Consider the following 23,004-nt stretch of genomic DNA (forward strand, 5'->3'; position numbering starts at 1 on the left):
CATGCTCCCGCTGTCCCCCTTGCAGCAGGGCATGCTGTTCCACTCCGTCTACGACGCGAGCGCGCCGGACGTCTACACGGTGCAGGTCTCCGTCTCGCTGGCCGGTCCCGTCGACGCGGACCGGCTGGAGCGGGCGGGCGCCGCCCTGCTGCGCCGCCACCCGAACCTGCGGGCCGGCTTCTGGCACGAGGGGGTGCCCCAGCCCGTGCAGTTCGTGCCGGCCGAGGTGACGTTCGCCCTCGGCCGGGCGGACCTGTCCGCCGACCCGTCGGATGCCGCGGTGCGCCGGGCGGAACGGGCCGAGCTGGACCGCCGGTTCGAGCTGCACCGGCCGCCGCTGCTGCGGCTGCTGCTGCTCCGGCGGGGCCCGGACGACCACCTGCTGGTGGTCACCGTGCACCACATCCTGGTCGACGGCTGGTCGATGCCGCTGCTCGTCGGGGACCTCCTCGCGCTGTACGGGAGCGACGGGGACACCTCGGCGCAGGAGCCCGTACGCCCCTACCGCGACTACCTGAAGTGGCTGAAGGCGCAGGACGTCCCGGCCGCCGAGGGCGCCTGGCGCGGTGCGCTGGCCGGGCTGGACGAGGCCGTGCTGGTGGCCCCCGCCGATCCGTCCCGCACGGCCGTGCGCCCGGGCGTGCACCGCGTGGAGCTGTCGCAGGAGGCCACCGCCCGGCTGACGGCCGCGGCGCGGTCGCTCGGCACCACGCCCAGTACGGTGATCCAGGCGGCCTGGGGGCTGCTGCTCGGAGGACTGACGGGCCGCCGGGACGTGGTCTTCGGACTGACGGTCGCGGGCCGGCCCGAGGAGATACCCGGCGTCGAGTCGATGGTCGGGCTGTTCATCACCACCGTCCCGGTCCGTCTCGACGCACGGCCGCGGGAGAGCGTCGCCGGGCTGCTGAGACGGTTCCGGGACGAGCAGAACGGGCTGCTCGCCCACCACCACCTGGGCCTGCGCCTGATCCAGAAGCAGGCGGGCGGTGGCGAGCTGTTCGACACCCTGGTGGTCATCGAGAACTACCCGGTGGACCCGTCCGCCCGCCCGGCCCTGTCCGACGGGGTCCGGGTGACGGGGGTCGAGGCCCGCGACGGCACGCACTACCCGCTGACCCTGTCGGTGTCCCTGGACGAGCGGGCCGAACTGGCCCTGGAGTACCGGCCGGACCTGTTCGACGCGCGGAGCGCGGCCCGGATCGCGGAGCGGCTCGTCGCGGTGCTGGACCAGGTCTCGGGCGACCCCGGCACCCTGGTGGGCACGCTGGACCTGCTGACCGGCGCCGACCGCGCGGAGCTGCGGGCCGCGGAGCGGGGCGCCGAGCGCGACGTGCCCGAGGGCACGGTCGCCGGCCGTTTCGCCGCGCAGGCCGCGGCCGACCCGGACGCCTGCGCCGTGGTCTCCGGCCCCGTCCGGCTGACCTTCGCGGAGCTCGACGAGCGGGCGGACCGGCTGGCCGCGCTGCTGGCCGCGCGCGGCGCCGGGCCCGAATCGGTCGTGGCGCTGGCCGTGCCGCGCTCCGCCGACTCGGTCGTGGCCATCCTGGCCGTCCTGAAGTCGGGGGCCGCGTACCTGCCCCTGGACCTGGATTACCCGGCCGAGCGGATCGCCCTGATGCTGGAGGACGCGGCGCCGGTGTGCGTCCTGACCACGCAGGCGGCGCGGTCGCTGCTGCCCGAGGCGGCGGGCGGCCCCTCCCGGATCGTCCTGGACGCACCGGAGACGGCCCGCGAACTCGCCTCGTACGGCGGCGGTTTCCATGCGCCGCCCGCCGAGAGCGGCCACCCGGCGTACGTGATCTACACCTCCGGTTCCACGGGCCGCCCCAAGGGCGTCGTACTGACCCATGGGGGCCTGTCGAACCTGTACGCCAACCACATCGCGGACGTGTTCGCGCCGGCCGTCGCGGCCGCCGGCGGACGCCGGCTGCGCGCCCTGCACACCGCGTCCTTCAGCTTCGACACCTCGTGGGAGCAGCTGTTCTGGCTGATCTCGGGGCACGAACTGCACGTGCTGGACGAAATCGGCCGCCGCGACGCCGAGTTCACCGTCGGCTACGTCCGCGAGCAGCGGATCGACGCCATGGACGTGACGCCCACGTACGCGGGAGCCCTGCTGGAGTGGGGGCTGCTGAGCCGCTCGCACCACCGGCCCGGTCTGCTGCTGCTCGGCGGCGAGGCGGTGCCCGAGGCGCTGTGGACCGAGGTCCGCGAGGCGCCCGGGGTGATGTCGGTGAATCTGTACGGGCCCACCGAGTACACGGTGGACGCCCTCGGCGCCGATCTGGCCGACTCGCCCACGCCGGTCGTGGGCCGGCCCATCGGCAACACCCGCGCCCGCGTGCTGGACGCGGCGCTGCGGCCGGCGCCGGCCGGGACCCCCGGCGAGCTGTACCTGGCAGGGCACGGTCTGGCCCGCGGTTACCTGGGCCGGTTCTCGCTCACCTCCGAGCGCTTCGTGGCCGACCCGTACGGGCCGCCGGGCACGCGGATGTACCGTACGGGCGACCTCGTACGGCTTCGGGCCGACGGGCAGCTGGAGTTCCTGGGCCGCGCCGACGACCAGGTGAAGATCCGCGGCTACCGCATCGAGCTCGGCGAGGTGGAGTCCGCGCTCGCGGCCCTGCCCGGTGTCGGCTCGGCCGCCGTGGTGGTCCGCGAGGACACCCCCGGGGTCAAGCGCCTGGTCGCCTACGTCACCAGCACCGGAGCCGGATCCGGCGCCGGATCCCTCGACGGGGCGCGGGTCCGCGAGCGGCTGGCCTCCGCCCTGCCCGACCACATGGTCCCGGCGGCGGTGGTGGTGCTGGAGTCGCTGCCGACGAACGTGAGCGGCAAGCTGGACCGGGCCGCGCTGCCCGCGCCCGGGTTCGGCACGGCAACGCCGTCCCGTCCGCCGCGCGACGCCCGCGAGGAGGCGCTGTGCACGGTCTTCGCGGAGGTGCTGGGGCTCGCCACGGCCGGGATCGACGACGACTTCTTCGGGCTCGGCGGCGACAGCATCGTCTCGATCCGGCTGGTGACCCGGGCCCGCAAGGAGGGCCTGGTGCTCACCCCGCGCGACGTCTTCGAGCAGCGGACGGTGGAACGGCTGGCCGCGGCGGCCCGCGAAGCCGTGGAGGGCGGCGGCGGCCTCCTGGCCTCGGACACCCCGCTGGTCACCCTCGACGCGGGCCAGGAGGCCGCGCTGGCCGCGGTGTTCCCGCACGTCGCCGAGGTGCTGCCGCTCGCGCCGCTCCAGGAGGGCCTGTACTTCCACGCCGTCTACGACGACCGGGCCCTCGACGTCTACCTGATGCAGAACTTCGTCGAGCTGCTGCACGCGGTCGACGGCCCCGCCCTGCGCACCGCCTTCGACACCCTCCTGCGCCGCCACCCCAACCTGCGGTCCGGCTTCTGGCACGAGGGCCTGGAGGACCCGGTCCAGGTGGTTCCCGCCGCGTGGGAGCTGCCCTGGCAGGAGATCGACCTCGGTCACCTGGACCGGGAGGCGCAGGACGAGGCGCTGCGCGCGTTCTCGCTCGCCGACGCGGCCACCCGGTTCGACCTGGCCGCTCCACCGCTGCTGCGCGTGGCCCTGATCCGGTTCTCGGCGGAGCGCTGGATGCTGTGCGTGACGCAGCACCACATCCTCACCGACGGCTGGTCGGAGTCGCTGTTCTTCGAGGAGCTGTTCGCCCTGTACGGGCGCGGCGGCGCCGAGGACACCCTGCCGCCCGTCACCCCCTACCGGGACTACCTGCGCTGGCTGTCGGCCGTGGACCGGGAGGCCGCGGAGCTGGCGTGGCGCTCGCACCTGTCCGGGCTGGACCAGGCCACGCTCGTCGCCCGGGCCGATCCGGCCCGGCAGCCGGTGACCGCCGAGGTGGTGGACCTGTCCCTGGACGAGGAGACCAGCGACCGGCTGCGGGCCTTCGCCCGCGGCTGCGGGGTCACCCTCAACACGGTGCTCAGCACGGCGTGGGCGATGGCGCTGGCCGGGATGACCGGCCGCGACGACGTGGTGTTCGGCGCCACGGTCTCCGGGCGTCCCGCGGACCTCGCCGGGGTCGACCAGATGATCGGCATGTTCATGAACACGCTGCCGTTCCGGGTCGCCCTGCGGCCCGAGGAGCCGCTGCGCGAGCTGATGGTGCGGGTGCAGGGCGAGCACGCGGCGCTGCTGCCGCACCACTACGTGGGTCTCGGCCCGATCCAGCGGCTGACGGGCCTCGGGCAGCTCTTCGACACCCTGTACGTGTTCCGCAACACGCCCCTGAACGACGCGGCCCGCGAGGAGGCGGTGGCGGCCCACGCGATCGGCTGGACGCACAGCGTGGACGGCACCCACTACCCGCTGACCCTCGCGGTCACGCCCGGTCCGGCGCTGGAGCTGAGCCTCGGCTACCGCCCGGACCTCTACGACGAGGCCACCGCCCGGCGCCTGGCGGGCCGGCTCGCGCTGCTGGTGGAGCAGCTCGCCGACGGCGGGGCGGTCCCGGTGGGCCGGCTGCTCACCCTGGAGGCATCGGAGCGGGCCGAACTGCTCGCGGCCGGCGACGACACGGGCCACGCGGTCCCGGACACCACGGTGATCGACCTGTTCGCCGAGCAGGCCGCCCGGACCCCCGGGGAGACCGCGCTGGTCTTCGAGGACCAGCGGCTCGGCTACGCGGAGCTCGAGGCCCGCGCCAACCGGCTGGCCCGGGCCCTGGTGGCGCGGGGCGCGGGGCCGGAGGCCGTGGTGGCCCTGGGGCTGCCCCGGTCGGCGGAGTTCGTGGTCGCGCTGTTCGCCGTACTGAAGACCGGTGCGGCCTATCTGCCCCTGGACCTGGACCACCCGGTGGACCGGCTCGGCGCGATGGTGTCCGACGCCGCTCCGCTGTGCCTGGTCACGACGGCCCCGGTGACGGACCGGGTGCCGGTGGTGGAGGGCGTACCGGCGCTGCTGCTGGACGACCCGGCGGTGCTGGCCGAGCTGGCCGGGTGCGCGGACGGGCCCCTCGCCGAGACCGAACTGACGGGTGTGCGCGACGGCCGGCACCCCGCGTACGTCATCTACACCTCCGGATCGACCGGGCGCCCCAAGGGGGTCGTGGTCCCCTACTCGGGCCTGACGAACATGCTCCTCAACCACCGCGAGCGGATCTTCGCACCGGCGGTGGCCCTGGCGGGCGGGCGCCGGTTGAAGGTGGCGCACACCGTGTCCTTCGCCTTCGACATGTCGTGGGAGGAGTTCTTCTGGCTGGTCGACGGGCACGAGGTGCACGTCATCGGCGAGGAGCTGCGGCTGGACCCGGCGGCCCTCACCGTGCACTACGACCGCGTGGGCATCGACGTGGTCAACGTGACGCCCTCGTACGGGCTCCAGCTCGTCGAGGCGGGTCTGCTGGAAGCGGACCGGCACCGGCCCACGCTGTTCCTGCTGGGCGGCGAGGCCGTGCCGGACGGCCTCTGGGAGCTGCTGGGGCGCACCGAGCGCACCATGGGCTACAACCTGTACGGCCCCACCGAGTACACGATCAACGCGCTGGGCGCCGACGTGGACGACAGCGCCGGCTCCTGCGTCGGGCGGCCGATCTTCAACACCCGGGCGTACGTGCTCGACGGCGCGCTGCGGCCGGTGCCGGCGGGCGTGGCCGGTGAGCTGTACCTCGCGGGGGCGGGGCTGGCCCGCGGCTACTTCGGGCGTCCGGCGCGGACCGCGGAGCGGTTCGTGGCGGATCCGTTCGGCGAGCCGGGGACGCTGATGTACCGCACCGGCGACCTGGTGCGGTGGCGCGGGGACGCGCAGATCGACTACCTCGGGCGCGGCGACGACCAGGTCAAGATCCGCGGGTTCCGCATCGAGCTCGGCGAGGTCGAGTCGGCCGTCGCGGCGCAGCCGGGGATCGCGGCGGCGGCCGTGGTCGTCCACACCGGGCCGACCGGGGTCAGGCGGCTGGTCGCCTACACGGTGGCCTCGGCCTCGGAGGCGCCCGAACCGGCCGCGCTGCGGGCCCGGTTGTCGGCGGCGCTGCCGGAGTACATGGTCCCCTCGGTCTTCGTGGAGCTGTCGGCGCTGCCGCTGACGGTGAACGGCAAGGTGGACCGGGCGGCGCTGCCCGCCCCCGGGCCGGGGGACGCGGGCGGCGGGCGGGGCCCGAAGGACGCCCGCGAGGAGCTGCTCTGCGCGGTCTTCGCGGAGGTGCTGGGGCTGGAGCGGGTCGGGGCCGAGGACAACTTCTTCGAACTGGGCGGCCATTCGCTGCTGGCGATGCGGCTGGTCGGCCGGATCCGCGCGGAGCTCGGCACCCCGGTGCAGGTCGGGGCCGTGATGGCCGCGCCGACGGTGGCCGACCTGGCCGCCCGGATCGGTTCGGACGCCCGCCGGGACGCGCTGCGGGTGCTGATGCCGCTGCGCGAACGGGGCACGGCCGCGCCGTTGTTCTGCTTCCACCCGGCCTCCGGGTTCGCCTGGCAGTACACGGGCCTGCTGCGGTACCTGGACGCGGACCGGCCGGTGTACGGCGTCCAGTCCCCCGGGCTGTCGGGGGCGCAGCCGGAGGTGGCCGATGTCGCCGCCCTGGCGGAGCTCTACCTCGGGGAGATCCGTACGGTGCAGCCGCAGGGCCCGTACCACTTCCTCGGCTACTCCTTCGGCGGGACCGTCGCCCAGACCCTGGCCGCGCTGCTCCAGGAGCGCGGGGAGGAGGTCGCCTTCCTGGGGCTGCTGGACGCCTACCCGCCGGAGACCGAGGACTGGTCGTACGCCGACGCCCCGGACTGGCGCGAGCGGCTGGAGCGCGAGGAGAGCGGCTTCCTGCTGTCGGTGGCCGGGACGGACCGGCCGGCGGACGGCGCTCCGGCGGACGGCGCTCCGGCGGACGGCGCTCCGGTGGACCGGGCGGAGGCGATCGCCGCGATCCGCGACAGCCAGGGCCTGCTGGCCGGCTTCGACGAGGAGCTGCTGGGCGCGATCGTCGACACGAACGTGCACTGCGTCCGGCTGCTGTCGCGCAGCCGCACCCGCCGCTACCGGGGTGACGTGCTGTTCTTCACCGCCTCCCGGTCCACCCCGGCGGACCAGGCGCCGGGGCTGGTCTGGCCCGCGTACCTGGACGGCCGGCTGCGGGAGCACGTCCTGGACTGCTCGCACGACGAGCTGATGTCGCCGGGCGCGCTGGCGGAGATCGGCCCCGTCCTGGCCCGGGCGCTGGCGGCCGGCGACAACACCTCTGACGCGTAGTGCCGTTCAGCGGTTAATTAGGTTAGGCTTACCTAAGAATTAAGGAGGGGCGGCATGTCCGACCACCCTGTGCCCGGCGTTCCCGGGCCCAGTGGCTTCACCGGCAAGGTCGCGCTCGTCACCGGAGCGGGCCAGGGCATCGGGGAGGCCGTCGTCCGTGCGCTGTTCCGCCTCGGGGTGGCCGTCGCCGCGACCGACGTCTCGCCGAAGGCCGTCACCGCGCTGGCCGCGGAGCTGGACCCGCGCACCGGCCCGCCGCCGGCCGCGGGCCACGGCGCCGGATCCGGCGCCGTCCGCGCCTACGAGCTGGACGTCACCGATCCGGCGGCCGTCGACCGGACCGCCGACCGGATCGGGCAGGAACTCGGCCCGGTCGACATCCTGGTGAACGTGGCCGGGGTGCTGCGCACCGGGCCGGTCGCGGAACTGACCGACGAGGACTGGGCGGCCACCTTCGCCGTCAACGTCCAGGGCGTCTTCTTCACCTCCCGCGCCGTCGTCCCCGGCATGGCGGCCCGCGGCTCCGGCAGCGTGATCACCATCGCCTCGAACGCCGCCGGGATCCCGCGCACCGGCATGTCCGCGTACGCCGCCTCGAAGGCCGCGGCCGTCATGTTCACCAAGTGCCTGGGCCTGGAGTACGCCCGCAGCGGCGTGCGCTGCAACATCGTGGCCCCCGGCTCCACCGACACCCCCATGCAGTGGGGGCTGTGGAACGACCCCCAGGCGCCCGGCCGGGTACTGGACGGGGACCTCGCGAGCTACCGGACCGGCATCCCGCTGGGCCGGATCGCCGACCCGCGGGACATCGCGGACGCCGTCGTCTTCCTGGCCTCGGACCAGGCCCGCCACATCACCATGCAGGACCTGTACGTGGACGGCGGGGCCACGCTGCGCTGACCCGCGGCAGCGGCCCCGCCCGTCCCGCCCCACGCGTACGGGGCCGTACCTCCCCGTACGGCCCCGTACCTCCCCGACCCTCCCAGCGCCACCCGCGCCACCCGCGCCACCCGCCGCCCGGCCGCCCCCACCTGCCCGCACCCCTGAAGAGGAGTCACCGTGCCGACGGTCCACGAAGTCGCCACGCCCCCCGCCCCGGCCGATCCGGCGCACCACTCCGTCGGCGCCGCCACCGTCCTGCTCGACGCCTACCGCGAAGGATCGCGCTTCCTCGCGACCCCCACCCGGACCCTGCTGGCCCAGGGCGTGCGCCAGCAGGTCCCGCACTCCGACGAGCCCCTGCCCGGACGCGTGGCCCAGGCCCTGGCCGAGGCCCGCCGGGCCGGGCACGCCTGGCCGGTGGTGATCGGTGCGATCCCCTTCGACCCGGGCGCTCCGGCCGCCCTGGTAGTCCCGCAGTCGCTGCGCAGCGGCCCGCCGCTCTCCTCGGACCCACTTATCGCCCTGCCGGCGGCCGGTCCCGCGCCGGCCGACTGGGCCATCGCCTCCGTGCCCGAACCCGAGGTCTACGCCAAGGGCGTGGCCGCGGCCGTGGACCGGATGTGGCAGGGCGAGTTCAGCAAGGTCGTGCTGGCCCGGACCCTGGAACTCGACTCCGACAGACCGCTGGACATACCCGCCATGCTCCAGCGGCTCGCCCGCAGGGACCCCGCCGGCTACACCTTCGCGCTGCCCACCGGCCCCGGCCGCAACCTGCTCGGCGCGAGCCCCGAACTGCTGCTGTCCCGCCGGGGCGACCGGCTCATCTCCAACCCGCTGGCCGGGTCGACCCCGCGCAGCGCCGACCTCGCCGAGGACGTCCGCCGGGCCGCCGCCCTGCTCCAGTCGGCCAAGGACCTGCACGAACACGCCGTCGTCGTCGACGCGGTGCACCAGGCGATGGCCCCGTACTGCACCTCCCTCGAGGTCCCGCGGACTCCCACCCTGGTCCGTACGGCCACCATGTGGCACCTGTCCACCACGGTGACCGGAGTGCTCGAACGTCCCGACGTCTCGGCCCTGGAGATCGCCTCCAGCCTGCACCCGACCCCGGCCGTCTGCGGCAGCCCGGCCGACGTGGCCCGCCGGGTGATCGGCGAGACCGAACCCTTCGACCGCGGCTTCTTCACCGGCATGATCGGCTGGGAGGACGGCACCGGTGACGGCGAATGGGTCGTCACCATCCGCTGCGCCGAGGCCGAGGAGAACCGGCTGCGCCTGTACGCCGGGGCGGGCATCGTCTCCGCCTCCGAACCCGAGGCCGAGACCGCGGAGACCGCCGCGAAGTTCCGCACCTTCCTGCAGGCCGTCGGAGCCCGGCTGTGAGCGGCTCCGCGGCGCTCTGGCGGCCCTGGCCGGCCGAGTTCGCCGAGCGGTACCGGGCGGCCGGCTGGTGGCGCGGCGAGACCATCGGCTCCGTGCTGCGGGAGCGGGCCGCGGCCCACCCCGGCCGGACCGCCCTCGTGGACCCGGCCGGCGGCCCCGACGGCGGCCGCCGCGCCTGGAGCTACGCCGAACTCGACGCGCGGGCCGACCGGATGGCCGCAGGGTTCGCGGCCCGCGGCATCGGGCCCGGCGACCGGGTCGTCGTCCAGCTGCCGAACACGGCAGAGTTCTTCGAGGTGGTCTTCGCGCTGTTCCGGATCGGCGCCCTGCCCGTCTTCGCGCTCCCCGCCCACCGGCGCACCGAGATCTCCTACTTCTGCTCCTTCACCGGGGCGGCCGCATATGTGATCCCCTCGGTACACGGCGGCCACGACTACCGCGGACTCGCCGCCGAGGTCCGCTCCGAAGTCCCGGGACTGCGCGCGGTGTTCGTCGCCGACGGGGACCCGGGCGCCTTCACCGCGCTGGCCGACGTCCCGGTGGACGTCCCGGCCGGCGCCGCGGCCGGAGCGCTGCGCCACGAGCCCGCCCCGGGGGACCTCGCCTTCCTCCAGCTGTCCGGCGGCAGCACGGGCGTGCCCAAGCTGATCCCGCGCACCCACGACGACTACCTCTACTCCGTCCGGGCCTCGAACGAGATCTGCGGGGTGGACGAGGAGTCCGTCTACCTGGTGGCCCTGCCCGCGGCCCACAACTTCCCCATGTCCTCCCCCGGTTGGCTCGGCGCCCTGTACGCCGGCGGCCGGGTGGTGCTGGCCCCGCAGCCGGTCCCCGACACCGCCTTCCCGCTGATCGAGTCCGAGGGCGTGACGATCACCGGCCTGGTGCCGCCGCTGGCCCTGCTGTGGACGGACGCCGCCGCGCACACCGCGCACGACCTGGGCAGCCTGGACGTCCTGCTGGTGGGCGGCGCGAAGTTCAGCGAGGAGGCCGCGCGCCGCGTCCGGCCGGGCCTGGGGTGCACGCTCCAGCAGGTGTTCGGGATGGCGGAGGGGCTGGTCAACTACACCCGCCTCGACGATCCCGGGGAGACCGTCCTCACCACGCAGGGCCGGCCGATCTCCCCGGACGACGAGATCCGGATCGTCGACGACGAGGACCGCGACGTGCCCCCCTGCGAGCCCGGCCACCTGCTGACCCGCGGCCCCTACACCATCCGCGGGTACTGGAACGCGCCCGAGCACAACGCCCGTTCGTTCACCGCCGACGGCTTCTACCGGACCGGCGACATCGTCCGGTCGACCCCCACCGGGCACCTGGTCGTCGAAGGGCGCGCCAAGGACCAGATCAACCGGGGCGGGGAGAAGATCGCCGCGGAGGAGGTGGAGAACCACATCCTGGCGCATCCCGCCGTCCACGACGCGAACGTCGTCGGCGAACCGGACCCGTACCTCGGCGAGCGCACCTGCGCCTACGTGATCCTGCGCGAGGACGCCGCAGCCCTGCGTCCGGCGGCCGTGAAGAGGTTCGTGCGCGAACGCGGCCTGGCCGCCTACAAGGTGCCCGACCGGGTGGAGTTCGTCTCCGCCTTCCCCAAGACGGGCGTGGGCAAGGTCTCGAAACGGGACCTGCGCACCGCGGCCGCGCCGCCCCCTGGGCACTGAACGTGCCGCCCCCAGTACCGAACGGAAGAACCCACACCATGGCCCTGCCCGCCATCGCCCCCTATCCGCTGCCGACCGCCGACGAGCTGCCGGCCAACCGCGTCGGCTGGACGGTGGACCCGGACCGTGCGGTCCTGCTGGTCCACGATCTGCAGAACTACTTCCTGTCGGCCTTCGACACCGGCGCACAGCCCGTCACCGGCATGCTCCACCAGGTCGCACGGCTGAAGAAGGAGGCGGGCCGGGCCGGTGTGCCGGTCCTGTACACCGCGCAGCCCGGCGGCCAGACCCCCGCCGAGCGGGGCCTCCAGCAGGACTTCTGGGGTCCCGGCCTGCCCGACGACCCGCAGGCCGCCGCGATCCCCGCGGCGGTGGCGCCCGGCCCGCACGACACCGTCCTGACCAAGTGGAAGTACAGCGCCTTCGTACGGACCGACCTGGCGGAGCGGCTGCGCGCGCTGGGCCGCGACCAGCTGGTGATCACCGGTGTGTACGCGCACATCGGCGTGCTGATGACGGCCTGCGACGCCTGGATGTCGGACATCCAGGCCTTCGTGGTCGCGGACGCGGTGGCCGACTTCTCCGCCCGCGAGCACCGGATGGCCCTGGAGTGGGCCGCCGGCCGCTGCGCAGTGGTCACCACGGCCGACCGGGTGTGCGCACAGCTGTGAGACGGGCCCCGCTCCGGGCGCGGCGGCCGGCGGCCGCGCACGTGCCGCCCGTCCATCCCGTGCCGCTGCCGGTGGCCCTGCCCGGACGGACCCGCGTGTGGGCGGCCTCGGTGGCGGAGAACGCCGCGGCGGCCACGGCCCGGCGGGGCGAGCTCGACCGGGCCGAGTCGCTGCGGGCGGGGCGCTTCCGGCGCTTCGCCGACCTGGACCGCTTCCTGGTCGCGCACGTCTGCCTGCGGGACGTCCTCGGCACCGTGCTGGAGACGCCGCCCGGCCGCCTGGTCATCGACCGGGAGCCCTGCACCGCGTGCGGCGGCCCGCACGGGCGCCCGTACCTGCCGGGCCGGCCCGTCCACTTCTCCCTGGCCCACGCCGGCGATCTGGTCCTGGTGGCCGTGGCCCCCGTGCCGGTGGGCGTCGACGTGGAGGAGATCCCCTCCGACGCCCTGGTGCGCGACACGATGGCCGCGCTGCACGAGGACGAGCGCACCGAGCTGCTGGCGCTCTCCCGGACGTGCCGGCCGGCCGCGTTCGCCCGCTGCTGGACCCGCAAGGAGGCCGTGCTGAAATCCACCGGCCGGGGCCTGGCGCACGGTGCGCGGCTGCCCTACGTCGGCACGGCCGCCGAGCCCCCGCGGCCCCCGGAACACCAGGTGTACGACCTGCCCACACCGGCCGGCACGGCCGGCGCGCTCTCCCTCTGGACCGGTTGACGGTCCTCCCCCTGCCCACCCCCCACACCGCACCGCATCACCCCGCACCACACCACCCCGTCCCCGGCACACGAAGGAACCCTCCCCATGACGGAACGTCTGAACGCCGCCCAGCCCTATGCCCTGGGCCTCTTCCGGATCGTCAGCGGCCTCCTGATGGCCTGCCACGGCGCGGCCTCGCTCTTCGGCGTCCTCGGCGGCGCGCACGGCGGCGGCACGGTCCCGGCCGGCGCCTGGCCGGGCTGGTACGCGGCGGTGATCCAGCTCGTCGGCGGCGCGCTGGTGCTGCTCGGCGCGGGCTCCCGCAGCGCGGCCTTCATCGTCTCCGGCTCGATGGCGTACGCCTACTTCACGGCCCACCAGCCCAAGGGCCTGTGGCCGCTGGAGAACGGCGGGGAGCTCTCCGCGGTCTTCTGCTGGGCCTTCGTCCTGCTCGTCTTCACCGGCCCCGGCGCCTTCGCCCTGGACCGGCTGCTGCCCGCCCGTGGCGGCGTACGCGCACAGACCGAGCAGCAGCCGCAGGCGGCCACCGCCTGAGCCTGAGCCCCGGACCCCGGCTGACCGTGCCGGCCACAGCACCCCCGCTGTGGCCGGCACGTGCGCGTTCACGGCCGGGTTCACGGCCGGTTTCGCGGCACGGGATCAGCGGACCACGTCGAAGACGTTCTTCTGCAGGCCGTTGGCGTAGGCCTCGTGTTCGACGAGTTTCAGCTTCTGGGCGTCCTTGTCCGTGGCGCTGAAGAGGCGCTTGCCGGCGCCGAGCAGGAGCGGGAAGACGAGGAGGTGGTAGCGGTCGATCAGGCCGGCGTCCGAGAGGGCCTGGTTCAGGGAGGCGCTGCCGTGGACGATGACCGGGCCGCCCTGCGTCTCCTTGAGCGCGGCGACCTCGTCGAGCGAGCGCAGGATCGTGGTCTCGCCCCAGTTCGACACCAGGTCGCCCTCGCCGAGGGTGGTGGAGACGACGTACTTCGGCATCTCCTTGTAGTCGGCGAAGTCCTCCATGTCCGGCCATACCCGGCTGAACGCCTCGTAGCTGCGCCGGCCCAGCAGCATCGCCGCGGCTTCCTTCTGCTCGCGGCCCTTGATCTCGAACGCCTCGGGCAGGAACTCCGTGTGCTTGAAGGTCCAGCCGGAGTTGCGGTACCCGGGCTCGCCGCCCGGGGCCTCGACGACGCCGTCGAGCGAGATGAAAGCGGTGCTGATCAGAGTGCGCATCGGAGGGTTCCTCGGTCTCTCGTGTCCATGTGCGGCAGCTTCGGTCGTGCGCGCTGCGGCCGCTTCCGCGGCCGTGTCGCACCCGCCATGCTCTATGACCGCGGATCACGGAGAAACTCATCGGTCCCGTGGCGTGGGGCTAGGCGGAGCGGTCCAGGGAGCTCTTCACGTAGGCGCCCGGGGTCTGCCCGAAGTGGCGGCGGAAGGCCAGGATGTAGCCGTTGGTGCTGACGAAGCCGACCCGGGCGGCGACCGCGCTGACCAGCTGGCCCTGTTCCAGCAGGCTCAGCGAGTGGTTGAGCCGGAGCCGGGTGCGCCATTCGGAGAAGGCCATCCCGGTCTCGGCGCGGAAGGCGCGGCGCAGGCTGGTCGAGCTCGTGTACAGGTTCTCCGCCCACTCCGTCGCGGTGCGCGGGTCGCTCGGGGTCCGGGCCAGTTCCCGCGCCACCGCGCCCGCGGTGTGGCTGGTGGGCTGGGGCAGCGGCAGGCAGTTGCGGTGCCCGGCGGACAGCGCGGCGAAGACCTGCGGGTCGTCGTCCGCGGCCTGCGTGCTGCGCATCCGGCCGAGGACCAGGCGGCGCTGTGCGGCGCTGATGTTGATCGTCGTGACGTCCTGGTACGGCAGCCGGAACAGCTCGGCGTCGAAGGCCTCCGTGGCGATGACGGAGTCGGCTCCGAACCGCGCGCTGTGCGCGATCCCGGCCGGGATCCACAGGGCCACCGAGGCGGACAGCTCGTAGTCCCGGCCGAGGGCGGTGACGACGATCCGGCCGACCGGGACGTGCAGGAACTGGTGGAACTCGTGGACGTGCAGGGGGTGTCCGCCCTCCGCGATGAACCCGTCGTCGGCCGACGGCCCGCCGTCCGCCCGGCTCTCCTCGTCCCGCACGCTGCGCAGTCCCGACTCCGCCACGACAACCTCCCCCGTACCGCGGGGCCGCGTTCCTGACCCCTGATTGTGAGCGATTCGCCTCCGGCATTGGACTGGAGGCTACTTTGGTAAGGCTAGCCTAAGTTCGAGCTCGGACCGATGAGGAGTACCCGAACAACCATGAAGCAATCGGCCCCGCCGGCCGCAGCAGCCGCACCGCGGACCACGAGGCCCCGCCTCCCGCGCGCAGCGGCGGTCGTGCTGCTCGCCGCCCTGATGCTGGCCGCCGTGACCATCGCGAGCATCGGCCTCGGCGCCCGTGACATATCCCCGCTGGAAGTGGTCCGGATCGTGCTCCACCCGGGCGCGGAGGGCTACAACAGCGACGTCCTGTGGACCGAGCGGATCCCCCGCACCTTCCTCGGCCTGACCGTGGGCGCGGCGCTGGGCGCCTCCGGGCTCATCATGCAGGCGCTGACCATGAACCCGCTGTCCGAACCGGGCATCCTGGGCGTGCAGCAGGGCGCGGCCATGTTCGTCGTGCTCGGCATCCTCTTCCTGGACGTGTCCGGCGTGCGGGGCTACTTCTGGGCCGCTCTGACCGGTTCGGCGGTGACCGCCGCCCTCGTGTACCTGATCGGCACCCGCACCAACGCGGGCAGCAGCACGATCGGCCTGGTCCTCGCGGGTGTCTCCGTCGCCGCGGTGATGTCCTCGGTCATCACCCTGCTCGTGGTGCGCGACGAGGCCGTCTACGCCCACCTGCGCTTCTGGTCGGTGGGCCAGCTCACCGGCCGGGGCCAGTTCCTGGGCCAGATCCTGCCGTTCGCCATCGCCGGACTGCTGCTCGCCCTGACGCTCGGGCGCACCCTGAACCTGCTGAGCCTCGGCGACGAGACCGCCCGCGGCCTCGGCATCCGGGTGGAGCGGGCCCGGCTGGCGAGCGCGGCCGTGGCGGTGCTGCTGTGCGCCGCCGCCACCGCGGCCGTGGGGCCGGTGGCGTTCGTCGGACTGGTCGCCGGTCACAGCGCCCGGATGCTCGTGGGCGCGGACCACCGGTGGTCGGTCCCCCTGTCCATGGCCTGCGGAGCGGTGCTGCTCGTCGGAGCCGACACCGCGGGACGGCTGGTGATCGACCACGGCGAGATCCAGGTGTCGGTGATGTGCGCCGTCGTCGGCACCCCCTTCTTCGTGTGGCTCGCGCGCCGCCGCGACCTGGTCCGGATGTGAGTGACATGCCACAGACCCACGAGCCGCGGACCCACGAGCCGCGCGTCCCCGACCCGCGCACTCCGGACCCGCACACCGCGGACCCGCACACCGCTGCCGCGCTCAGGGCCGCGACGGCGGCCCGGGTGCGCGGCGCCCACCGGGCCGGGGTCCGGCGCACCGCCGTGGCCTCCGTCGTACTCGTCCTGCTGCTGCTCGCCCTGCTCGTCGCCTCGGTGCTGCTCGGCGGCCTGCGGCGGATACCCGCGGCCGACGTCCTGCCCGCCGCCTTCGGGATGCGCACCGGACTCGCCGACTACGTGATCTTCCGCATCCGGCTGCCGCGGGCCCTCGCGGCGCTGCTCGCCGGAGCGCTCTTCGGCCTCTCCGGCGCGCTGTACCAGCGGCTCATCCGCAACCCGCTGGCCACCCCGGACATCGTCGGGATCTCGGCGGGTGCGGGAGCCGGAGCCACCACGATGCTGCTGTTCGCCCCGGCGGTCCCCTTCGGGGCTCCCGTGGCCGCCGTCGCCGGGGCCTTCGTCCTCGTGGCGCTGGTCCTCGCGCTGAGCAGGCGCGACGGCGGCGTGGACACGTACCGCCTGGTCCTCGTGGGCATCGGCCTGAGCTCCGTGTGCACCGCCTACGTGAACTACCTGTTCACGGTGGCGGGCCAGCACGGCATCGCACAGGTGATGCGCTGGCTCGTCGGCAGCGTCAACGACGCCACCTGGACGGGGGTGTCCACCCTGGCGGGCGCGCTCGCCGTGTGCGGGCTCTGCGCCGCCCTGCTGGACCGCCCCCTCGCGGGCATGTCGCTCGGCGACCAGCTCGCCCGGGGGCTCGGCACCCGGGTCGGCGGCGTCCGGACCGCGACCCTGCTGCTCGGGGCCGGGGCCGCCGCGCTGGCCACCAGCGTGACGGGCCCGATCGGATTCGTCTCGCTGATCAGCGGTCCGATCGCGGTCCGGCTGGTGGGCGCCGACCGGGCCGTGGCCCTGGCCGTACCGATCGGCGCCGTCATCGTGCTGGGCTCCGACGTCCTCGCCCAGCACGGCCCCCTGATCAGCCCGGTCCCGACGGGCGTCCTCACGGCGCTGCTCGGCGCCCCCTACTTCGTCTGGCTGATCCTCCGGCGCAGGCAAGGAGCCACCGCATGAGCGCACGACCCGAACTCGCCTCCCCCGACGCCGGCTTCCGGCTGGAGGCCCGCGGCATCAGCGCCGGGTACCCGAACCGGCGGATCATCGAGGAGCTGTCCCTCGGGATCGAGCCGGGCCGGATCACCGCACTGGTCGGCCCCAACGCCTGCGGCAAGTCGACCCTGTTGAAGTCGGTCGCCCGCCTGCTGCCCGTCGCGGACGGCTCGGTCCTCCTCGAAGGCCGCGACATCCACGGCCTGTCCACCCGCGAGGTGGCGCGGCGCCTCGGCATCCTGCCGCAGTCACCGGTCGCCCCCGAGTCCATCACCGTCGGCGACCTCGTCTGGCGCGGCCGCCATCCGCACCGCCGGTTCGGGCAGCGGCGCACCGCCGCCGACGACGAGGTCATCGCGGACGCGCTCGTGGCGACCGGCACGGCCGAACTGATCGACCGCCCCGTCGACCAGCTCTCCGGCGGCCAGCGCCAGCGCGTGTGGATCGCCCTCGCGCTCGCCCAGGACACCCCGACGCTGCTCCTGGACGAGCCGACCACCTACTTGGACATCGCCCACCAGATCGAGGTCATGGACCTCCTCGCCGACCTCAACGAGCAGGCCGGCAAGACGATCGTGCTGGTGTCCCACGACCTCAACCAGGCGGCCCTGTACGCCTCGACGATCGTCGCCATGCGCGACGGCCGGATCGTGTGCCAGGGCAGCCCGGAAGAGGTGCTCACCGAGCGGACCGTGGCCGAGGTCTTCGGCCTGGACTGCCTCGTCGTCCCCCATCCCCGATCCCGGCGCCCCCAGATCTTCCCCCTGGGCCGTCGTACCCCCGCATAGGAGAGAACCGCCATGTCCGTCCCGAACAGACCGCGCCGCCGCCCTGCCGCCCGCGCCCTCGCCGCCCTGACCGCGGCCACCGCCTGCCTCGGCCTGCTCACCGCCTGCGGTGAGGACTCGACCGCCGCGAAGGACAAGCCGGCCGCCGCCGGCGCCGACGCCCCCGCCGGCTTCCCGGTCTCGCTCACCAACGCGTGGGGCACCACGGAGGTCAAGAAGAAGCCGGTGAAGGTGGCGACGGTCTCCGACGGCGACACCGCCATCGCGCTGGCCCTCGGCATCGTCCCGGTGATCACGCCGGACGTCGAGGACGGCAGCAAGGTCCCCGAGTACAAGCAGCGCGCCATCGACAAGCTGGGCGCCGGCAAGCTGAAGACGTACGACGACACCGACGGCACCGCCTACGAGGCCATCGCCGCCGAAGCCCCGGACGTCATCCTCGGCATGAACACCTGGGAGATGGACGCCGACTACGCCAAGCTCCAGCCGATCGCGCCCGTGGTCACCTTCACCGACAAGGCCCACGCCGACACCCTCACCTGGCAGGACCGGCTGAAGACCGCGGCGAAGGCCCTCGGTCTGAGCGCCAAGGCGGACGAGGTCATCGCGGCGAACGAGAAGGCCACGGCGGACGCCGCGGCCGCACACCCCGAGTTCAAGGGCAAGACGTACACCTACACGGTCGTCCACCCCGAGCAGATCAGCTTCATGTCCTACGCCGCCCAGGACCCGGGCGTCTTCGAGAAGCTCGGCTTCACCAAGACCGACAAGGCGAAGAACTACGCCCCGGACAAGAACGCCGTGAGCCTGGAGAACCTCGACCAGCTCGACGCCGACGTCCTCCTCGTCACCTACCCGTTCGGCGACCGGGGCGTGATCAGCGCGAGCGAGCTGGAGTCCAACAAGCTGTTCCAGTCGCTGAACGCGGTGAAGGACAAGCACTTCACGGTGATCCCGTCCGACAACTCGCTGTCCTCGGCCATCGCCTACCCGGACCCGCTGAGCGCCCCCTGGGTGGTCGAGCAGCTCACCCCGCTGCTGGCCAAGGCCGTCGCCGGCCAGTAGCCGCAACGCCCCCTCACCCGCGTGCGATCCGGGCCCGTCTCCCCGCGGAGGCGGGCCCGGATCGCACTCACGGTGTCAGCATCGTGGCCCTCGCGTTGGATGCGGGGCGCGCGGCCCGGCATAGCGTGGCCGCATCCCGGATGTACCGGACGGATGTGAAGGAGCAGTCAGATGTCCACCCGCAGTCCCCGCTCGGTCGTCACCTTCCCCATCGTGCTCAGGGAGCTGACGGTGCTGCGCGTCTCGGACGTGACACCCGGGATGCGGCGGGTGACGCTCGGCGGGCCCCAGCTGCACGCCTTCGAGCACGCGGGCCTGTCCCTCCCGCCGCTGCGCACCGAGGGCTTCGACGACCACGTGAAGTTCTTCTTCGCCGAGGAGGGCCGGGACCCGGTGCTGCCCCGGCAGAACGTGAGCAGCCTGGACTGGCCCTCGGACGGCCGCCCGATCTCCAAGGACTACACGCCGGTGCGGTTCGACCCGGTGGCCGGGGAGATCGACTTCGACTTCGTCCGGCACGACGGCGGCATCGCCTCGGCCTGGGCGCAGCAGGCCGCTCCCGGCCAGGTGACCTGGATCGCCGGGCCGAAGATGTCGCACGGCCACCCCGACGGCGCCGACTGGCTGCTGGTGATCGGGGACGAGACGGCCCTGCCCGCGATCGGCCGGTGGCTCGCGGAGATGCCGGCGGGGGCCCGGGCCCGGGTGTTCGTCGAGGTCGGCGAGGACGGCCACCGCCAGGAGCTGCCGACGAAGGCGGACGCCGAGGTCACCTGGCTGGTCCGCGACGGTGTTCCGGCCGGCCGCAGCGACCTGCTGGAGCGCGCGGTACGGGACATGGAGTGGCTGCCGGGCACGGTCTTCGTCTGGGCGGCCGGTGAGGCCGTCACCCTGAAGGGCATCCGCCGCCATCTGACGGTGGACCGCGCAGTCCCGCGCGAGCAGACGCACATCACCGGCTACTGGAGGCGGGCGGAGGTCGCGCCCGGCCTCGCCGAGCCCGCCGACCCGGACGTGCTCGAGGGCGAGGACGCGCACGGCCGACTGCACGAACTCACCGACCTGGCCCCGGGGCTGGCGATCCGCGTGGCCGTGACGCTGGGGCTGGTCGACCTCGTCTACCAGGGCGTACGGGAGGCCGCGGAGCTGGCCCGGCGCAGCGGCACCGATCCGCGCACGCTGGGCGCGCTGCTGAAGTACCTCGTGGAGATCGAGGTGTTCGAGCTCGCGGACGACGGGTACCGGCTCACGCCCGTCGGCGAGGAACTGGTGGAGGACGACCACTCGTTGGAGGAGTACGACCTGCGCGGCGCGCAGGCCGCCTTCGACCTGTCGCTGGCCGGCCTCGCGGAGCGGCTGCGCACGGGCGGGAACGGCTGCCGCACGGCGTCCGGCCAGACGCTGGCCGAGGCGCTGCGCACCGATGTGCGCCTGGGCGGTTCGGCCCGTACCGCGATCGAGGACGAGGCGCGCTGGGTCGCCCCCGGGGTGGCCGGTGCCTACGACTGGTCCGCGGTGGACGTGCTCGGTGCGTCGGGCAGCGGCGCCGGCACCGTGGTCAACGCGCTCGTCAAGGAGTTCCCCGGGCTGCGGGTCCGGCTCGCCGCCCTGCCGTCGGTGCTGGGTGTCCTCGGCGGGGAGATCCTCGATCCGGAGGTGCTGCCCCGGGTGGAGCTCGTACCGCAGTCCCACCCGGTGCCCTCCGGTGCGCGGACTCTGCTGCTGTGCAGGCTGCTGGAGTGGCTGCCGGACGAGGACGCGGTGCTGACCCTCGCCGAGGCCGCGGCGGCCCTGCCGGCCGACGGGGCGCTGGTGCTGGTCGAGCAGGTGGAGGCGGCCGACCCGGACGACATCGACGCGGTCCTGCACCACCTGCGGCTCACCGCGGCGTTCGGCTCGGGGCTGCGTGCGGCCGAGGACGTGACCGGTCTGGCGCAGCGTGCCGGGCTCGAGGTCCGCGCCTCCCGCGACATCGGCTGGGACCACCGCCTGTGGGTGCTGGCCCCGCGGGCCTGACGGAGAACGCCGCAGGGCACTGCGGACAGCACGCCGCACAGCGGACCGGGCGGCACCTGCGCGACGGAAGCGTCGTGGGGGTGCCGCCCGGTTCCGTCCGCCCAGGGCCTGTCGGCAAACTCCCGTCTGCCCCGCGACGCCTGGCACGCGCTCTCGCCGCAGGGCCGCCCTCCGGGCGACGACGGGAGTTTGACGACAGGCCCTAGACCGCCGGCTTCCCGCTGACGCGGCCGTCGACGTACGTCGCCACCACCTCGATGCCGCCGATGCGCGAGACCTCCACGCGCCGCGGGTCGTCGCCGAGCACGACCAGGTCGGCGCGCTTGCCCGGGGTGAGGCTGCCCGCGGTGTCCTCCCAGTGGCAGGCGTAGGCGCCGGCGACGGTGTAGGCGTACAGGGCCTCGTCGACGGTGATGCCCTCGTCCGGGCCGATCAGCCGGCCGGATTCGGAGGCCCGCTCGGCCATGAACTGGATGGCCCGCAGCGGCGAGCCGTCCGTCACCGGCCGGTCGGAGCTGCCGACGAGGGTGATGCCGTGGTCGAGGAACCCCCGGCCCCGGTACAGCCACGGCGCCCGCTCCTCGCCCATGATCGCCGCGTAGTCGTCGCCGAAGTAGCGCAGGAAGTTGGGCTGTACGACCGCGCTGACGCCCAGCCGGGCGATGCGCGGGAGCTGGTCGGGACGGATCAGGCCGGCGTGCTCGATGCGGTGGCGGGCGCCGGGGCGGGGCCGCAGGCGCTGGGCCCGTTCCAGGGCGTCCAGGGCCACGTCGGCCGCGCGGTCGCCGATGGCGTGCACGGCGAGCTGCCAGCCGGCGAGGTGACCGTCCACGATCGACTGCGCGAGCACCTCGGGGTCGTCCTGCAACTGGCCGCCGTGGTCGAGTCCTTCGTACGGGGCGCTCAAGGCGGCGGTACGGGCCATCATGCCGCCGTCGGTGAAGATCTTCAGCGCGCCCACGGAGAGCCGGTCGTCGCCGAAGCCGGTGCGCAGGCCGAGGTCGAGGGCCTTGGGGATGCCGTCGGCCTCGTGGGCGGCGACCGTGCGCAGCCGGTCCGCGGAGACCATCAGCTGCACGCGCAGCGGCAGCAGGCCCTTGTCGCGGGCGAGTTGGTAGGCGCCCAGTTCGACGGGGCTGTGGCCGAAGAGGGTGCCGCCGATGCCCGCTTCGGCGCAGGCGGTGACGCCTTCGGCGAGGCAGGTCCGGGCGGCGCGCCCGATCGCCTCGGTCAGCTCCTCCTGGGAGTAGGGCAGTCGCAGCGCGCGGGCGGCGCCCATCGCGCCTTCGGCGAGGAAGCCGTTCTCGTGGGGTACGTCGGCGGGGAGCAGGTCCAGGACGGCGGTGTTGACGACGCAGCCGTGGCCGGAGTCGTGCAGCACGTACAGCTTGTGCCCGCGGCTCACGCTGTCCAGGTCGGCGGCGGTGAGGTGGCGGCCCAGGGCCCGCTGGTCGTAGCCGACGATGCTCACCCAGGCGCCGGGCGTGTTCTTGCGGGCGACGGCCCGCGCCACGGCCCCGAGGGCGTCGTCGACCCGGGTGCGGCCCGCGATGCTGGCGGTGTTCTGTTTGAAGCCGGTCCAGGGCAGGTGCACGTGGGCGTCGATGAACCCGGGCAGCACGGTGGCGCCCTGGAGGTCGATCACCTCTCGGGCGGGCAGCGAGGCCACGGCCTCGTCCAGGCCGAAGATCCGGCCCTGCCAGATGCCGAGTTCGCGGGCGACCGGATGGTCCGGGTCCATGGTGAGGAAGCGGGCGTTGGTCAGCTTGGTGCAGAGCATCGGCGGTGTCGTCCCCTGTGGGTGTCGGCGGGTGCGGGTCAGTTGTCCGTCGACCGGGCGAGGGAACGGGGGCGCAGATCCGTCCAGTTGGCCTCGATGAAGTCGAGGCACGCTTCCCGGGTGTTCTCGTCGAGGACGACCGTCCAGCCGCCGGGCACCTCGGCGAAGGACGGCCAGAGCGAGTGCTGCCCCTCGTCGTTCGCCAGGACGAGGAAGCGGCCTTCGGCGTCGTCGAACGGGTTGGTGCTCACGGTGGGTGCCTCCCGGGAACGTCATGATTAGGTTAGGCTCGCCTAATTGCGACGAGCTTAGTCTCTTCCCCTTGCCGCTCACAAGGAGATCCC

General features: G+C 74.0%; 16 protein-coding genes. 12 read left to right on the top strand and 4 right to left on the bottom strand.

What is annotated here, in order from left to right; translation table 11 throughout:
• The first annotated feature begins 1 nt into the window (after window position 1).
• The 7 genes from ACTVZO_RS33855 to ACTVZO_RS33885 all read left to right on the top strand — a co-directional run bounded on the left by ACTVZO_RS33855 (window position 2) and on the right by ACTVZO_RS33885 (window position 13,057).
• Complete coding sequence (locus ACTVZO_RS33855) at window positions 2-7,207, top strand: amino acid adenylation domain-containing protein (RefSeq protein WP_443303355.1); 7,206 nt, start codon at window positions 2-4, stop codon at window positions 7,205-7,207.
• Between the two features lie 54 nt (window positions 7,208-7,261).
• On the top strand, window positions 7,262-8,107 hold the full coding sequence (locus ACTVZO_RS33860) for a 2,3-dihydro-2,3-dihydroxybenzoate dehydrogenase (RefSeq protein ID WP_443301951.1): 846 nt from the start codon (window positions 7,262-7,264) through the stop codon (window positions 8,105-8,107).
• A gap of 159 nt (window positions 8,108-8,266) precedes the next feature.
• Window positions 8,267-9,472 carry an isochorismate synthase DhbC gene (gene dhbC, locus ACTVZO_RS33865; protein WP_443301952.1) on the top strand — a complete coding sequence of 402 codons (1,206 nt, stop codon included), beginning with the start codon at window positions 8,267-8,269 and terminating at the stop codon, window positions 9,470-9,472.
• Entirely contained in the window at window positions 9,469-11,136 is a 1,668-nt protein-coding gene (locus tag ACTVZO_RS33870; RefSeq protein WP_443301953.1) for a (2,3-dihydroxybenzoyl)adenylate synthase, read from the top strand. Before dhbC ends, ACTVZO_RS33870 begins: the two co-directional genes overlap by 4 nt.
• 38 nt (window positions 11,137-11,174) lie before the next feature.
• Window positions 11,175-11,807 carry an isochorismatase family protein gene (locus ACTVZO_RS33875; RefSeq protein ID WP_443301954.1) on the top strand — a complete coding sequence of 211 codons (633 nt, stop codon included), beginning with the start codon at window positions 11,175-11,177 and terminating at the stop codon, window positions 11,805-11,807.
• The gene (locus tag ACTVZO_RS33880; RefSeq protein WP_443301955.1) at window positions 11,804-12,520 is read left to right on the top strand and encodes a 4'-phosphopantetheinyl transferase family protein; all 717 of its coding nucleotides are present in this window, start codon (window positions 11,804-11,806) and stop codon (window positions 12,518-12,520) included. The genes ACTVZO_RS33875 and ACTVZO_RS33880 overlap by 4 nt, the downstream gene beginning before the upstream one ends.
• Window positions 12,521-12,607: 87 nt before the next feature.
• Window positions 12,608-13,057 carry a DoxX family protein gene (locus ACTVZO_RS33885; protein WP_443301956.1) on the top strand — a complete coding sequence of 150 codons (450 nt, stop codon included), beginning with the start codon at window positions 12,608-12,610 and terminating at the stop codon, window positions 13,055-13,057.
• A 105-nt stretch (window positions 13,058-13,162) separates the two neighbouring features.
• Here ACTVZO_RS33885 and ACTVZO_RS33890 read toward each other — a convergent pair whose 3' ends face one another.
• Together ACTVZO_RS33890 and ACTVZO_RS33895 are read right to left on the bottom strand one after the other, a co-directional pair.
• On the bottom strand, window positions 13,163-13,735 hold the full coding sequence (locus ACTVZO_RS33890) for a dihydrofolate reductase family protein (protein WP_443301957.1): 573 nt from the start codon (window positions 13,733-13,735) through the stop codon (window positions 13,163-13,165).
• 139 nt (window positions 13,736-13,874) lie between these two features.
• Entirely contained in the window at window positions 13,875-14,648 is a 774-nt protein-coding gene (locus ACTVZO_RS33895) for an AraC family transcriptional regulator (protein ID WP_443301958.1), read from the bottom strand.
• Between the two features lie 138 nt (window positions 14,649-14,786).
• On the opposite strand from ACTVZO_RS33895, the gene ACTVZO_RS33900 reads away from it, so the two are divergent.
• From ACTVZO_RS33900 to ACTVZO_RS33920, 5 genes are all read left to right on the top strand, one after another.
• A complete protein-coding gene (locus tag ACTVZO_RS33900; protein WP_443301959.1) occupies window positions 14,787-15,836 on the top strand; it encodes a FecCD family ABC transporter permease in 1,050 nt (349 codons plus the stop codon).
• Between the two features lie 5 nt (window positions 15,837-15,841).
• Window positions 15,842-16,975, top strand: a complete 1,134-nt coding sequence (locus ACTVZO_RS33905) for a FecCD family ABC transporter permease (RefSeq protein ID WP_443301960.1) — start codon at window positions 15,842-15,844, stop codon at window positions 16,973-16,975.
• Window positions 16,972-17,799, top strand: coding sequence for an ABC transporter ATP-binding protein (locus tag ACTVZO_RS33910; RefSeq protein ID WP_443301961.1), 828 nt, complete (start codon window positions 16,972-16,974; stop codon window positions 17,797-17,799). The genes ACTVZO_RS33905 and ACTVZO_RS33910 overlap by 4 nt, the downstream gene beginning before the upstream one ends.
• Window positions 17,800-17,811: 12 nt before the next feature.
• On the top strand, window positions 17,812-18,864 hold the full coding sequence (locus ACTVZO_RS33915; protein WP_443301962.1) for an ABC transporter substrate-binding protein: 1,053 nt from the start codon (window positions 17,812-17,814) through the stop codon (window positions 18,862-18,864).
• A 171-nt stretch (window positions 18,865-19,035) separates the two neighbouring features.
• Window positions 19,036-20,880, top strand: coding sequence for an SIP domain-containing protein (locus ACTVZO_RS33920; RefSeq protein WP_443301963.1), 1,845 nt, complete (start codon window positions 19,036-19,038; stop codon window positions 20,878-20,880).
• A 202-nt stretch (window positions 20,881-21,082) separates the two neighbouring features.
• Here the strand turns inward: ACTVZO_RS33920 and ACTVZO_RS33925 are convergent, their stop codons facing one another.
• Together ACTVZO_RS33925 and ACTVZO_RS33930 are read right to left on the bottom strand one after the other, a co-directional pair.
• Window positions 21,083-22,660, bottom strand: coding sequence for an amidohydrolase (locus ACTVZO_RS33925; RefSeq protein ID WP_443301964.1), 1,578 nt, complete (start codon window positions 22,658-22,660; stop codon window positions 21,083-21,085).
• 38 nt (window positions 22,661-22,698) lie between these two features.
• Entirely contained in the window at window positions 22,699-22,911 is a 213-nt protein-coding gene (locus tag ACTVZO_RS33930; protein WP_443301965.1) for an MbtH family protein, read from the bottom strand.
• Window positions 22,912-23,004 lie beyond the last annotated feature (93 nt).

Origin of the sequence: Streptomyces sp. IBSNAI002, assembly GCF_052244475.1 — a bacterium.
Classification (GTDB): Bacteria; Actinomycetota; Actinomycetes; order Streptomycetales; family Streptomycetaceae; genus Streptomyces.